The organism is Anoxybacillus sp. B2M1 (assembly GCF_001634265.1).
Classification (GTDB): Bacteria; Bacillota; Bacilli; order Bacillales; family Anoxybacillaceae; genus Anoxybacteroides; species Anoxybacteroides rupiense.
In genome coordinates this window covers 2820375-2833497 of sequence record NZ_CP015435.1, presented here as the reverse complement: position 1 = coordinate 2833497, position 13123 = coordinate 2820375, and the positions used below count along the sequence as shown (strand labels likewise).

The window sequence follows — 13123 nt, the reverse complement described above, 5'->3', positions numbered from 1 at the left end:
CCTTGAAACGGTATGTATTGCGGTCACAGACATTCACGTTCTGTGACCGCCATGCATCTCCCACTTTCGCAAATGCCACTGTATGTTCATGCTTAAAAGTGGGGCTTCCTGAGAAGAAAAACAAACCAGGCCACTCAGCTTCGATCGCTTGCAGCCCTTCCCAACGCCCTTAGACATTTTGGAGCATTTCACGTATCGCATAAGCCACGCCGTGTTCGTTGTTTGTTTTAGTAACCCAATGGCAGATGCGCTTCACTTCTTCTTCCGCATTGCCCATCGCGACGCTTCTCCCCGCTTTTTGCAGCATCGAAAGATCGTTTAAATTGTCGCCAATCGCCACGACCTCGCTCATATCGATTCCTCGTTTTGCCGCCCATCTTTCGAGCGCGATCCCTTTTTGCGCATCGCGATGATTGATTTCAAGATTGTGATGGGCAGACGATGTAACACAAAGCGCTTCACATGCTATAAATGTGTGCTTAACATGGGCGAGCGCTTCTTGATCTAAGGAAAAAAGGAGAAGCTTATAGATGTCAATCCCGCGGTCCAACAATGGCTGAAAGTGATCCGTCCAACGCAGATACCCGGAAGCGATATAATCGGCAAACTGCCGCCTTACACGCCCCTCATCCGCCTGTTCGTTCGCGCTCTGAGCGATATCCAGCCGGATTTGCAACGATTTCTCCTTGCTTTTGGAATAAATGCCTTCATTCGTGCATACTTCCAAGTGGACGCCGTGCTCTTGGCATGCTTGATCGACTTCAAGAAACAACGAAGCGTCAAGCGGGATACGCGTCAGCTGCCGTCCATCCTGATCGCGGACATCAGCCCCATTCAAACAAATGATGGGAACGCGAAGATCCGCTTCTCTTAACGGACCGCTGGCTGTATAATACGTGCGCCCCGTCGCAATGACCACCTCGATCCCTTGAGCTTGTGCCTGCTTGATCGCTGCCTCATTTTCAGCGGTTACCCTTCCTGCGCTGTTTAACAGCGTTCCATCCATATCAATCGCTATTAATTTCATCGTTTATTTCTCACGCCTTTCCTATCTTTTCGTTCATCCAATCTCACCAACAGATGTCATTCATGATCTCATATAAGAATGCCAAGCCTTGCTTAAGCAAAAGCAGAAATCCAATCCTATCAAACTATCAGCCATGCTTCACGATACTCACGGTTGGCTACCTACAGCTTATGGTGATGCTCTCATTTTATCGCGTTTGGCTCAATCGTGCCAATCATGAGGCTCCCGCAAGCCCATGAATGCTTCAAACCAAGCCATGAAAAGCGGTCCGTCCAGCGATGGAATGAACGGCGAAAAAAATGACACCAAGACAAAAGAAACGGCAACCATCAAAAACGCTCTCAAATCATCCTCTTGCCAATTTATACATCCCGCCACGTACGAACGAGTTCGGTTGTCTGAAAAACACTTGGCAGACAAGGAGGGAAGAGCAAACAAGGTGATTTATTTGAGCTGAGACGCTTGCTATGATAATGTCAGACTATACAGAACATAAGCGAGGGATAAAAAATGGAGATAGGTGTCACTACATTTGTTGAAACAACCCCGGATGTCCATACGGGCAAGACGATCAGCCATGCCGAACGGATCCGGGAAGTAATTGAGGAAATTACATTGGCTGATCAAGTCGGGCTTGATGTTTTCGGAGTGGGAGAGCATCATCGGAAAGACTACGCCAGTTCGAGTCCAGCTACTATTTTAGCGGCAGCGGCCGCATTGACCAAGCGCATTCGCCTGACAAGCGCCGTCACCGTCTTGTCTTCTGATGATCCCGTTCGAGTCTTCCAACAATTTTCAACCGTCGATGCGATTTCAAACGGACGGGCGGAAATCATGGCAGGACGGGGGTCTTTTATTGAATCTTTCCCGCTGTTTGGCTATGACTTAGAAGATTACAACGAGCTTTTCAACGAAAAGCTGGAGTTGCTGTTAAACATTCGCGAATCAGAAATAGTCTCCTGGAGCGGAAAATTTCGGCCAGCCATTCAACATCGAGGCGTTTATCCGCGCCCTGTGCAAAATCCGCTGCCTGTCTGGATTGCCAGCGGCGGAACGCCGGAATCGGTCGCTCGCGCCGGCATGCTCGGTTTGCCGCTCGTTTTGGCCATTATCGGCGGCAGCCCGCTGCATTTTGCGCCACTTGTGAAGTTGTATAAGCGAGCGGCGAAACAACATGGCCACGATCCGGCGAAATTAACGGTTGCTTCGCACTCTCATGGGTTTATCGCGGAGAATACGGATATCGCTGCGGAAAAATTTTTCCCGTCCACCCAGTATGCCATGAATGTCATCGGAAGAGAACGCGGATGGGCTCCATACACTCGGGAAACATTTGATGCGGCCCGAAGACTGGAGGGGGCCTTATATGTGGGAGATCCGAAAACCGTAGCGGAAAAAATTATTTTTCTCCGCAAAAATGTGGGAATTACGCGTTTTATGCTCCACGTACCGGTTGGCTCCATGCCGCATGAAGATGTCATGAAAGCGATTGAATTGCTTGGAAAAGAAGTAGCGCCTATCGTTCGTGAGGAAATTGACCGCTGGGAAGCGGAGCAGAAAGAAGAAACGATCTAAATCCAGCTATAGAGCCAATGACACTCGCCAATACTCGCGGTCAAAAGCAGGCGGCGATGGGCCTTCCACACGCCAACACAAAAGCTCTGAACAGCGCTGTTTTCCAAACCCGCTTGCGGTTCTGTGAAGCGTGTTGTTTAGCTATCCGATCCATTGAGATATTAATATTCTCATATGTTAAGTTACGTCAGCTGCTCCATCTCTTTCAGCAAAAAACCGCCCTGAGGAGGCGGTTTTTCGATTATTCATCTCGATTGTCTCTGTCGTTGGTATCCTGAGGGTCTTCAACGGCATCTTCTGGATCCGGAACGGTATCGTTCTCGTCATCGCCAGGTCCATTGTTTGTATCATCGCCAGGAGGCAATGGGTTGGTATCATGGTTCGGCACGTTGTTATCATTATCGACATCATCGTTTTGGTTGATGTCGTCTGCCGGATTCACATCTCGATCTTGGATATCGTTTGTCTCATTGTTGGCCGGTGGCGGAGGATTTTGCGTATCGTTGTCGCGGTTGGCATTACATCCTGTTGCAAGCGCCATGGCGACCAATACACTAAACAGCCGAATAAGCAAAGCTTGTCTCTTCATCATTCTTTTCTCCTTTCTGTTGATCATTGGTAAGTCTGTTTCAGACCCATCTTTGCTTATCTTGTCCAGAAAGGAGAATTTCATGCATGAATGGTCGATTTACGCGTCTTTCTTTTCGCCAAGGGCAAAGGTGATTTCTGTTTCGCAGACGATTTCTCCATCCACTGTCGCAATGCCGCGTCCTTTGCCGATGACCCCTTTGCTGCGGATAATCTCGACTTCTAGGCGAAGCTGATCGCCCGGCTTGACCTGCTTTTTAAATCGGCAGCTGTCGATTCCGGCAAAAAAAGCGAGACGGCCGCGATTTTCTTCTTTCATCAGCAGCGCAACAGCTCCAACCTGCGCCAGCGCTTCGACAATAAGAACGCCCGGCATCACCGGATATTCAGGAAAATGGCCGGCAAAAAAGTGCTCATTCGCACTGACATTTTTCAAACCGATGGCCCGCTTTCCTTCTTCAACCTCTAAAATTCGATCGATTAATAAAAATGGGTAACGGTGCGGGATGATTTCTTGAATTTGCTGGATATCAAACATCTATATGCCTCCTTTGGTTTTCTCTGCTCCTTGACATCTATAAAAACGCAGCACAAGCCGCGCGCGAGACCGTATATTCATAAGCAGATACCGTTTAGCGTAACGGCTACTTGCTGTTCACATCCTTTGTCACAATCTCGACGATGTGCTGCCATGTCGCCGGCTTTAACACATCAAGCGGCTTGCCATCGCCAAGAACGCTATAGCCAATCATGGCGCCAGCAGCCGTGCTGATCACCACCAACACGAGCACAAGCAAAAGACGGAGCCAAATCGGAAACAGGCGAGTGCGGGACCGTCTCCAGCGCCGCTTCGGTTGCTTTTCTTCCTGACGTTGTTGTTCATCCATCGCTTCATCTCCCTCATTATGAGCGGACTCCGTTAATCAGTCCAAGCATTTGGTCCGAAATGGAGATGGACTTCGCATTCATTTGATAGGAGCGTTGAGTCAGCATCAAATCGGTCATTTCCGTTCCTAAGTCGACATTGGATTGCTCAAGCGCTCCTTGTTGAAGATGAATTTGTGAACGCATGTTCCCGATCATATCCTGTGCCACATCAGCTTCTCCTACCCCCAGCTGCGCCAAATCCGGGAATGCCAATAAATTATCGCCAATAGACTGCAATAGCTGCGGACGCAAAATGTTCGTTACGCCTAGCTCTACAGTTTGCGACACATTTCCGTTCGCGTCTGTGACTTGGATTGTGCCTGTATTCGTAATCGTTATCTTTTGAAAGTCGTCGCGAACAAGAATCGGTTCATTGTTTCGATCAAGAACCGGATACCCGTCGCTTGTCACAAGCATAAGCTCATTTGAATCCGCTTCTGATGGACTCAAGTAAAACGCCCCATCCCGTGTATAGCCAATCGTGCTTGTCCCATCTTGATGATTGATGAGAACGCGAAAAAACTGCCCTTCTTTAGCAAAGGCGACATCTAGCGGACGGCCTGTTTGCATCAAGGCGCCTTGCTTTAGCACAAGATTCGTTTCACCCAGCTTGGCGCCGACACCGCGGCGGACACCAGCAGGAGTCAAGCGGTTCGCTTGATCATTTGGCAAATTGGTAAATTGCTGAACGAGCAGCTCAGAAAAATTCGTTTCACGGCGCTTAAATCCCGGTGTATTGCTATTGGTGATATTATGGCTGATGACATCCAGCTGCTGTTGAAGCTGATTCATCGTGTTAGCGGCTGTGATCATCGAACGCAGCATAAGCCCTACCTCTCTTCTCTCTCGTTATTTGAGGCGGCCAATTTCATTTACCGCCTTATCCATGCTTCGATCATATGCTTGCAAGATTTTTTGATTGGCTTCAAATGAACGATAAGCTGAGAGCATATCAGTCATCGCACGAGTGACATCAACATTGGACCGTTCGAGGAAACGTTGCTTCAATTCATATGTAACATTGGGATTGTCGACAGCGCTTGGCAGCGGTCCATTATCGTTGCGGAATAATCCGTTTCCTTCTTTCACAACCGTATTCGGATTAGCAGCAAAGGCCACATTCAAGCGAGCGACACGAGCATTATTTTCCGTAATCGTTCCATCGGGAGCGACTGCAAAATCCGTTCCGTTTAAACGAATGCGCTGATTATTTTCATCAAGAACATAATAGCCTTCATTTGTCGTTAAATAGCCTTCGGCATCAAGCGTAAAATTGCCGTTTCTTGTATAACGGATGTCGCCATTGGCGTTTTGGACAACGAAAAAGAGCGAACCCTTCATCCCCGTTTGCGCATCGATCGGAACCGTCCCATCCACTAACGCGATATCGGTAGGCTGCCCCGTTTCTTTCACATCCCCTTGCAAAAAATTCGGAATGAGTTCCTGCATATAGACGCCTGTATGAATAGAGCCGACCGGAGAACGATGAAGCCGTGAAGCGGGATCGCTTGTTGGCGTCGTCGTTTCCTGCACCCGTGAAAGCAACAGCTCTGGAAAAGCGCGCAATGCGGCCTCGTCTTCCTTGTACCCCGGCGTATTGGCATTGGCGATATTGTTTGTTAGCATCTCCACTCGGCGCTGCTCAGCTAGCATGCCGGCAGCGGCTGTATAAAATCCGCGCAACAACGATTGTCACCTCATTTGTTCAATGTCCATACTTACCTCCTATTATACGCCAAACCAATGAAAAAGCGAATAGGTACCGTGAAGAAAAACACTACCTATTCGCGTATAGCATGCCGTTATACAAAGTTTCGCTTCGGCACGCGATCGATATTGTCGAGCATAATACCGGTTCCGATGGCTACACAATCCATTGGATTTTCGGCCACTAATACCGGTATCTTTAATTCTTCGGATAACAGCTGATCGATTCCGTGTAAAAGCGCGCCTCCGCCCGTTAAAATCACTCCGCGGTCGATAATGTCTGCCGACAATTCAGGCGGCGTACGCTCTAAAACACTTTTGGCCGCTTGGACAATGACAGCAACCGGCTCATGCAGCGCCTTTTCAATTTCAGCTGAACGAACCGTAATCGTACGCGGCAATCCTGTAACAAGATCACGGCCGCGAATATCGATTTCTTCTGCGCGTGCACCTGGGAATACAGTTGCCACTTTCATTTTAATTTCTTCAGCCGTTCGCTCTCCGATTAATAGCTTGTACGTCCGTTTGATATAGTTTAAAATTTCGATATCAAACTTGTCCCCCGCCATCTTAATCGAAGAGGCGGTGACGATATCTCCCATCGAAAGAACGGCGATATCGGTTGTGCCACCGCCAATATCGACGACCATATTGCCGTACGGCTGGAAAATATCCATGCCAGCGCCAATCGCCGCGACTTTTGGTTCCTCTTCCAAATACACTTTTTTGCCGCCGCTTTTTTCTGCCGCTTCTTTAATGGCCTTTCGTTCGACAGAAGTAATATTCGTCGGGCAACAAATTAGAATGCGCGGTTTCGCAAAAAATCCTTTTAAATCAAGCTTGTTTAAGAAATGTTTTAGCATCGCCTCGGTAATGTCAAAATCGGCAATGACACCGTCTTTGAGCGGCCGAATGGCAACGATATTCCCAGGGGTACGCCCTACCATTCGTCGTGCTTCCTCCCCAACCGCCAATACCTTGTTCGTATTCGTATCAATTGCCACAACGGACGGCTCGTTCAGCACGATCCCTTTGCCCTTTACGTAAATTAATACGTTCGCTGTACCGAGATCAATACCGATATCTCTCGCAAACATCATTAGGTTCCTCCTTGCTTCAATCCATCGAATTACTCCTAATTGATTATTTTATCATAGGAAGATAGGAAACTGATACTATTTTTACGAAATTTGAAAGCAAGGAAGACCCAGATTTATTGAATCGTTTCTTTCTTATATTTTTTCTTCGTTGCTTCCCCCCCACGCAAATGACGAATCGATTTATGATAATCGAGAATTTCTTTGACTTCATTGGCAAGCTCCGGATTAATTTCTGGAAGCCGCTCTGTTAAGTCTTTATGAACGGTACTTTTGGAAACGCCAAATTCTTTCGCGATGACGCGAACGGTTTTCCTCGTCTCCACGATATACTTTCCAATCTTGATAGTACGCTCTTTGATGTAATCGTGCACACCACTCGCCCTCCCTAAATTGGATGTGAGAAGTGTGAAATGAGACTCGCTTCGTGGTTGATCAAAAGCACTTCTTCTTGTTCAATTCGAAAGCATCCTAGGCTTTATTCCTGCTGTTATGGACGATCCCCACCTCAAACACTCCCGTTAGTTGATAAGTTTGTAACATTTTATTAAGGAAATGGTACAGATATGCTATTTTTTTGCAATAAGATGGGGAATAACATAATTAAATCAACTAAAAAGGCGGTGAAAAGATGAATCTGCAGAAAAAAGCCATTGGTGTGCTGCTGTCCATCCTGATCCTAAGCATCGCATGGACGCTTTGGAATGAGGCAATCCCCTCTATCGCCAAACAGCGAGAGGAAGGTCCAAAGCATCGCATCGTCGCCGGCACACTTGAGCCATCGTTGACTTATCAAAAACAAAACGGGCGCTATCTTTTCATATTTAGCGTCAAAAATCAAACAGAGCGTGAACAAAAGGTGACATTTACAAGCAGCCAAACATACGATTACATCTTGTATCGCAACGGAAAAAAATTTTTCCAATTCAGTGATGAGAAAATGTTTACTCCCGTATATGAGGAACGCATTCTCAAGCAAGGGGAAGAACTATCATTTCGCAACCTATTGCCTCCGCTTCCAAAAGGACAGTATACCATTACGTGGTGGTTGGCTGACCCGCAATGGCCTGAGGCGAAAGCGACCATTACTTTTTCTGTCAACTAAAAAGCGGTACGGCGATTTCATCGCTCGTACCGCTTATTTCGTGCCATCTGCTCGCTTCCTCTTCGCCGCCCATGATCGTGGTAACAAAGGAGATATTTCATCGAATCAAAAGAGAGCGGTTCAGACGGCCTTTCCCTTATGTTCGTGCCATTCCGATTGAGGAATCAGGCGTTTTGTAAGAAGAATCTTGATTCGTGCTATTCTCATCTGTTGTTGATTGGTCATTAGATTGTGATTGTTCGCTTTGGTTTTGTTCACTTGGTGCCTGATTATTTTGCTGGTCGCTTTGAGATTGGTTATTTAGTTGATTGTTTTCCGATTGATTTTCTGTTTGCTGTTTGTCATTTTGTTCCGCTGCGTTGGATTCCGTTAAGGATGTCACAGGCTTGTCTACATAGTCAAGCGGATTGACCGTTTTTCCATCTTTACGAATTTCGAAATGAACGTGAGTGCCCGCTTCTTGGTTAAACTGGCTTTGTCCGGCCTTCCCAATCACTTCACCTTGCTTCACGGTGTCGCCTTCTTTTACTTGTAGATCGGCTAATGATTGATAAACCGTTACCACGCCATTATCATGATCGATTTCTACCACATAGCCTAAAATCGGATCCTTTTTCGCTGTTGTCACTGTCCCGCTTAAAGAAGCGGTCACCTCAAACTCTTTTCCGTCTTTCATTACAAGGTCAATGCCGTGGTTTGGATAATACGTATTATTATAAAAGACGAGAGCTGCTTCTTGTTCTTCTTTCGATGCGGCATAATCATAAAAAGGCGTTTTGACTTCGACAGCGTTCGGATCAAGGACTGGCATTGAGATGTGTTCGACAGATTCGTTGACCGGAATGGAGTCGTTCTCGTTATAAGAAGTTCCTGGAGCATCTTGGCTGTATTCATATTCATCTTTTTGCGACTGCTCATCATGATTGCTTTGGAACCAAAGCACTCCGGCTAGAATCACTGCGGCACTCGTTAAATATACAGCAGGAAATACCCAACGCTTGCGCAACACGCGTTTTAAACTTGGTTTCATTGGAGAAGGTTGTTTCTTTTCTTCCTCTCTCATTGTTCATCACCTCAGCAACCATTTTGAACAGAAAGAGGAAAATCTATACATCAAAAAACATTTTTTTCGTTTATTTTTTGAAAAGAATCGCTTTTTATACATAAAAAAAGAAGCTCTGTAAACCTGAAGCCGAAACCGTTTCGTCTATGCGATCAACACCAAAAAGAAAAGACCCATTCACCCATGAATGAGTCGCAAATGAATGGATCTTTTTAGGCTTTGAATGCGAATCGATGGTTTATTTTTTCGCGGTTAATTTGTTTAAAAAGGCAGTCGCAGAAGAAATGCTTACCCCGCGGTAGTAATATTTGATAATTTCATCATATGTTTTCCCTGATTTCGCCATAAAATTAGCCCCATATTGGCTCATGCCTACTCCATGTCCATACCCTTTCGTGGTGATGATAATCTCGTTTCCTTTGCGCATCCACGTAAAGTCGGTTGATTTTAATCCTAATCTCTCTCGCACTTCTCTTCCTGTCAGTTTTTTTCCATTGATTTGAACAGCCTCGACTCGCTTTCCTGGTGTACGTCCTAGCAAATTACCGACTGAACCGTCTTTCGGAAGCGTCACACCTAGCTTTTGTTCAAATTCGGAAACGGACATCGCTGTTTGATTATAAAATTTGGGAGAATCTTTATCCCAGGGACTCGCTACGCTCTTTAAGTACGGAAAAGCATTCCCCCAATAGGCTTCTGAGTTTTCTGTATACCCGTTACTTGTGGAAAAAAAAGACGCCTCGATAGGAACGTTATTGTACGTGACAATCTGTCCTTCTGTCGCTTGAACAGCTTCTGTGATTTTCTTGATTTTCCACTTATAATCGGCTCCCCATAGCCGTTTAAGTTCATCGTCGCTGTAATAAACTTGGTGCATGACCGTGTCCGTCACATTTGCTCCCTTTGGCAGGCTAATCGGCTGATCGTTCAACATCTGCTTGACAATATACGTTCTTGCTGCCAACGCCTGCGCCTTGAGTGCTTCTAATTCAAAATCAGCAGGCATTTCAGCTGCGACAACACCGATGACATACTGTTCAAGCGGAATATGCTCGATTTGTTTCTCCTTGCTCCGATATACCGCTACCTCCACATGAGGACCTGTTGTACCTTTCGGCTTTTCTTGCTCTGTAGAAATGGACTGCTTTCGAAGCTCCTCCGCCAACGTTCCGTCTACCTTGTCGGTAAATGGAATGACGAGCAGTGTCGGGATCAGCAGAACCACAATCAATAATAGAGAAGCTAGTACGATTAGTAGTTTTACACGTTTCATTTTCCCGAGCCCTCCAATATCCAATTTTCAAGCGCAAGCAGCTGCTTGCGTGCTCGTTATTACATAATGTATGGGCTTGGACAAGTATATATGACAAATTGTTTGAACGAAGCTGACAACAGTCCGATGTCGATTTCCGTCAAAAATAAAAACGACCTTTCACTACGTAAGCTGTAGCTGACGGTCGTTTTTTGCTTCAAATATTCAAGTCCGTTAGCTTCTCTTCATTCACTGTGGACTCCTGTTCACGAACACGCTCGATGTCTGCGCCAAGAGCCGCCAGCTTTTCATGGAAACGGACATAGCCGCGGTCTAAATGCTTTAATTCCGTCACGCGCGTATACCCTTCAGCCGCAAGTCCTGCCAAAATCAACGCAGCGGCAGCGCGCAAATCAGTCGCCGCTACTTCTGCCCCTTGCAAGCGGCAAGGGCCATTCATAATGACCGAGCGTCCTTCAATTTTGATGTCCGCATTCATCCGGCGAAATTCTTCTACATGCATAAAACGATTTTCGAATACCGTTTCGGTAATCATGCTTGTGCCTTCGGCTTTCAATAATAAGGCCATCATTTGCGATTGCATATCGGTCGGGAAACCTGGGTGCGGCATGGTTTTAATATCAACTGCTTTCAGCTTTTCGGGACCGATCACACGAAGGCCATTTTCTTCTTCGATAATGGTCACACCCATTTCTTCCATTTTCGCTATTAATGAGCTTAAATGCTCTGGAACAGCTCCTTGCACCAAAACATTTCCACCTGTAATCGCAGCAGCAACCATAAACGTACCTGCTTCAATCCGATCCGGAATCACGGTATGCACAGCCCCTTGCAATTCAGAAACTCCTTCAATTCGAATCGTTCCGGTACCGGCTCCTCTTACCTTTGCGCCCATCGCATTCAAAAAGTTAGCTAAATCGACGATTTCTGGTTCCTTCGCACAGTTTTCAATCACTGTGGTTCCTTCAGCCAATACGGCGGCCATCATGATATTTTCCGTCGCTCCAACGCTCGGAAAATCCAAGTAAATTTTCGCTCCGCGCAGCCGCCCGGTTACCTCTGCATCAATAAAGCCATTGCCAACCTTGACAGAAGCGCCCATCGCTTCAAATCCTTTTAGATGCTGATCAATCGGGCGCGAACCAATCGCACAGCCGCCCGGCAACGCGACGCGAGCCCGGCCGTTTCGCGCAAGCAGCGGTCCCATCACAAGAACAGAGGCTCGCATTTTACGCACATATTCAAACGGGGCTTCTAACTTGAGCTCTCGGGATGCATCTACAGTCACTTGATTTCCTTCCATGCTGACTTCTGCGTTTAAGTAACGCAGCACCTCATTGATTGTATATACATCGGAGAGAGCAGGAACATCATGAATTACACTTTTGCCTTCACTTGCTAATAAAGTTGCAGCGATAACAGGCAAAACGGCATTTTTTGCTCCTTCTACTCGCACAGTGCCGCTCAACCGGTTCCCGCCACGGACGATGATTTTTTCCAAGGTATTCCCCTCCGCGTCCAATTTCTCTATATTAATATTCAATTGTAATAATTGGGGTTCCAACGACAACAGTCGTCTGACCGCCCAATCCTGTCTGTCTGAGAGCTAGCTGAATATTCATTGGATGTGTTTTGGTTGGAAGAACGTTCTCCCACTGCCCAGTATATGCAGATACGGAAACAAACGTCCCTTCCTTAAGCGCCTCAACAGGCGTTGCGTTGAATTCATGTAAAAGATGGTAAGCTTGTTTTAACAAAACACCTTCCATCTTATCATTGAATTCCCCTTTTACACAAGAGAAAAATACCGGCTGTTTCATAAAGAGTTTAGATGACTTTTGTCTGATGCTGCTACTGATTTTTTCCCATACTTGTTCGCTCCAACCAAATCCTTTTAGCTCATAGAGGATATACGTTTGGGGCTTTTCATTTGCAACGGTAGTAACGAGTTGAATTTTTTCTTGCATGGAGGAATGTTCATACGTGCCTGTCACTTTCTGAACATGCTGATCTGATTCCATCACCCAGCGAAACGCTGGGAATTTTCGCTTTAATTCATTGGCTTTTTTTAAAAACGCTGAATCATTTTCAATAACTTGGGCATACTCCCTTGTGTAAATGGTCCACTGTTGGATCGACGCACCATTTTCTTGTAAAACATGAGCCATTGTTCTTATTTCTTGTAGCGGCTCATTCCCCTTTGCTTCACCGATAGAATATTGATACATGATCATGAGTACGGCAAATGCCATTGCCAGCATGATCATATTTTTTCTCTTTATCATCCCGTTTCACTTCCTCTCCTTAGCTTTTATTGTTGCCAGATTGGAAGTGAACATACACAAAAACGGTCGACAAAATCACAAAGAGATTTTTTCCTTTTTGACAAAAAACGCAACGCCTCTTCTTTATTGAAAAAGGAATGGCAATTGCTTCGACCAAAGAAAATAATCAAGGAAAAAATTGCTGACCGTCGAACCGATCGCAATGGTCAATAGTATGTAAAATAAGCGAGCTTGAATGATGCGATTCGGCTTCAAGAGCTTTTCAATATGTACTCCTTGCAGTACCCACCATGTAATAGCCATAAACACAAGATGGGAAATAATGCTTAACAAAGCTTGTTGTCCTACTCCTACCATCATCTCCAGTTACTCCTTTCTCATATAGAAAAGCGAAAAGCGCCCGCCTGTGCGTGTAAAGCTTGACAGTTCCTTACTTCTAACCTCTCCAGACTTGTTGACAAACGCTTTTATCCTGC

General features: G+C 46.0%; 15 protein-coding genes. 2 read left to right on the top strand and 13 right to left on the bottom strand.

Annotation, left to right across the window (positions count from 1 at the left end):
* Positions 1–169: 169 nt before the first annotated feature.
* Complete coding sequence (locus tag GFC28_RS13820) at positions 170–1027, bottom strand: Cof-type HAD-IIB family hydrolase (RefSeq protein WP_044741578.1); 858 nt, start codon at positions 1025–1027, stop codon at positions 170–172.
* Positions 1028–1537: 510 nt separating this feature from the next.
* On the opposite strand from GFC28_RS13820, the gene GFC28_RS13815 reads away from it, so the two are divergent.
* On the top strand, positions 1538–2602 hold the full coding sequence (locus GFC28_RS13815) for an LLM class flavin-dependent oxidoreductase (protein ID WP_044741577.1): 1065 nt from the start codon (positions 1538–1540) through the stop codon (positions 2600–2602).
* Positions 2603–2843: 241 nt separating this feature from the next.
* Here GFC28_RS13815 and GFC28_RS13810 read toward each other — a convergent pair whose 3' ends face one another.
* From GFC28_RS13810 to spoIIID, 7 genes are all read right to left on the bottom strand, one after another.
* Complete coding sequence (locus GFC28_RS13810) at positions 2844–3191, bottom strand: hypothetical protein (RefSeq protein ID WP_044741576.1); 348 nt, start codon at positions 3189–3191, stop codon at positions 2844–2846.
* Positions 3192–3290: 99 nt separating this feature from the next.
* Positions 3291–3728 (bottom strand): 3-hydroxyacyl-ACP dehydratase FabZ, encoded by a 438-nt coding sequence (gene fabZ, locus GFC28_RS13805; protein ID WP_044741575.1) that lies wholly within the window; start codon positions 3726–3728, stop codon positions 3291–3293.
* A gap of 106 nt (positions 3729–3834) precedes the next feature.
* Positions 3835–4077 (bottom strand): DNA-directed RNA polymerase subunit beta, encoded by a 243-nt coding sequence (locus GFC28_RS13800; protein WP_044741574.1) that lies wholly within the window; start codon positions 4075–4077, stop codon positions 3835–3837.
* 16 nt (positions 4078–4093) lie between these two features.
* Positions 4094–4942: a flagellar hook-basal body protein gene (locus tag GFC28_RS13795; RefSeq protein WP_044741573.1), complete on the bottom strand. Its 849-nt coding sequence runs from the start codon at positions 4940–4942 to the stop codon at positions 4094–4096.
* Between the two features lie 24 nt (positions 4943–4966).
* Entirely contained in the window at positions 4967–5803 is an 837-nt protein-coding gene (locus tag GFC28_RS13790; RefSeq protein WP_044741572.1) for a flagellar hook-basal body protein, read from the bottom strand.
* 116 nt (positions 5804–5919) lie between these two features.
* Entirely contained in the window at positions 5920–6921 is a 1002-nt protein-coding gene (locus GFC28_RS13785) for a rod shape-determining protein (protein WP_044741596.1), read from the bottom strand.
* Between the two features lie 116 nt (positions 6922–7037).
* Complete coding sequence (gene spoIIID / locus GFC28_RS13780; RefSeq protein ID WP_027407999.1) at positions 7038–7295, bottom strand: sporulation transcriptional regulator SpoIIID; 258 nt, start codon at positions 7293–7295, stop codon at positions 7038–7040.
* A gap of 257 nt (positions 7296–7552) precedes the next feature.
* Here spoIIID and GFC28_RS13775 point away from each other — a divergent pair, with 257 nt between their 5' ends.
* The gene (locus tag GFC28_RS13775; protein ID WP_044741571.1) at positions 7553–8026 is read left to right on the top strand and encodes a BsuPI-related putative proteinase inhibitor; all 474 of its coding nucleotides are present in this window, start codon (positions 7553–7555) and stop codon (positions 8024–8026) included.
* Positions 8027–8162: 136 nt separating this feature from the next.
* Here the strand turns inward: GFC28_RS13775 and GFC28_RS13770 are convergent, their stop codons facing one another.
* The 5 genes from GFC28_RS13770 to GFC28_RS13750 form a co-directional block, all read right to left on the bottom strand.
* Positions 8163–9089 (bottom strand): stage II sporulation protein SpoIIQ, encoded by a 927-nt coding sequence (locus tag GFC28_RS13770; protein ID WP_044741570.1) that lies wholly within the window; start codon positions 9087–9089, stop codon positions 8163–8165.
* Positions 9090–9327: 238 nt separating this feature from the next.
* On the bottom strand, positions 9328–10362 hold the full coding sequence (spoIID, locus tag GFC28_RS13765; RefSeq protein ID WP_044741569.1) for a stage II sporulation protein D: 1035 nt from the start codon (positions 10360–10362) through the stop codon (positions 9328–9330).
* A gap of 196 nt (positions 10363–10558) precedes the next feature.
* Positions 10559–11863, bottom strand: coding sequence for a UDP-N-acetylglucosamine 1-carboxyvinyltransferase (murA, locus tag GFC28_RS13760; protein ID WP_044741568.1), 1305 nt, complete (start codon positions 11861–11863; stop codon positions 10559–10561).
* 31 nt (positions 11864–11894) lie between these two features.
* On the bottom strand, positions 11895–12647 hold the full coding sequence (locus GFC28_RS13755) for a YwmB family TATA-box binding protein (RefSeq protein ID WP_044741567.1): 753 nt from the start codon (positions 12645–12647) through the stop codon (positions 11895–11897).
* A gap of 123 nt (positions 12648–12770) precedes the next feature.
* A complete protein-coding gene (locus tag GFC28_RS13750; RefSeq protein WP_044741566.1) occupies positions 12771–13007 on the bottom strand; it encodes a DUF1146 family protein in 237 nt (78 codons plus the stop codon).
* Between the last annotated feature and the right edge of the window lie 116 nt (positions 13008–13123).

Excerpts from the sequence above, each read along its gene's own strand:
- GFC28_RS13820 (WP_044741578.1), bottom strand. The coding sequence starts at position 1,027 with ATGAAATTAATAGCGATTGATATGGATGGAACGCTGTTAAACAGCGCA.
- GFC28_RS13815 (WP_044741577.1), top strand. The coding sequence starts at position 1,538 with ATGGAGATAGGTGTCACTACATTTGTTGAAACAACCCCGGATGTCCAT.
- GFC28_RS13810 (WP_044741576.1), bottom strand. The coding sequence starts at position 3,191 with ATGAAGAGACAAGCTTTGCTTATTCGGCTGTTTAGTGTATTGGTCGCC.
- fabZ (WP_044741575.1), bottom strand. The coding sequence starts at position 3,728 with ATGTTTGATATCCAGCAAATTCAAGAAATCATCCCGCACCGTTACCCA.
- GFC28_RS13800 (WP_044741574.1), bottom strand. The coding sequence starts at position 4,077 with ATGGATGAACAACAACGTCAGGAAGAAAAGCAACCGAAGCGGCGCTGG.
- GFC28_RS13795 (WP_044741573.1), bottom strand. The coding sequence starts at position 4,942 with ATGCTGCGTTCGATGATCACAGCCGCTAACACGATGAATCAGCTTCAA.
- GFC28_RS13785 (WP_044741596.1), bottom strand. The coding sequence starts at position 6,921 with ATGTTTGCGAGAGATATCGGTATTGATCTCGGTACAGCGAACGTATTA.
- GFC28_RS13775 (WP_044741571.1), top strand. The coding sequence starts at position 7,553 with ATGAATCTGCAGAAAAAAGCCATTGGTGTGCTGCTGTCCATCCTGATC.
- GFC28_RS13770 (WP_044741570.1), bottom strand. The coding sequence starts at position 9,089 with ATGAGAGAGGAAGAAAAGAAACAACCTTCTCCAATGAAACCAAGTTTA.
- spoIID (WP_044741569.1), bottom strand. The coding sequence starts at position 10,362 with ATGAAACGTGTAAAACTACTAATCGTACTAGCTTCTCTATTATTGATT.
- GFC28_RS13755 (WP_044741567.1), bottom strand. The coding sequence starts at position 12,647 with ATGATAAAGAGAAAAAATATGATCATGCTGGCAATGGCATTTGCCGTA.
- GFC28_RS13750 (WP_044741566.1), bottom strand. The coding sequence starts at position 13,007 with ATGATGGTAGGAGTAGGACAACAAGCTTTGTTAAGCATTATTTCCCAT.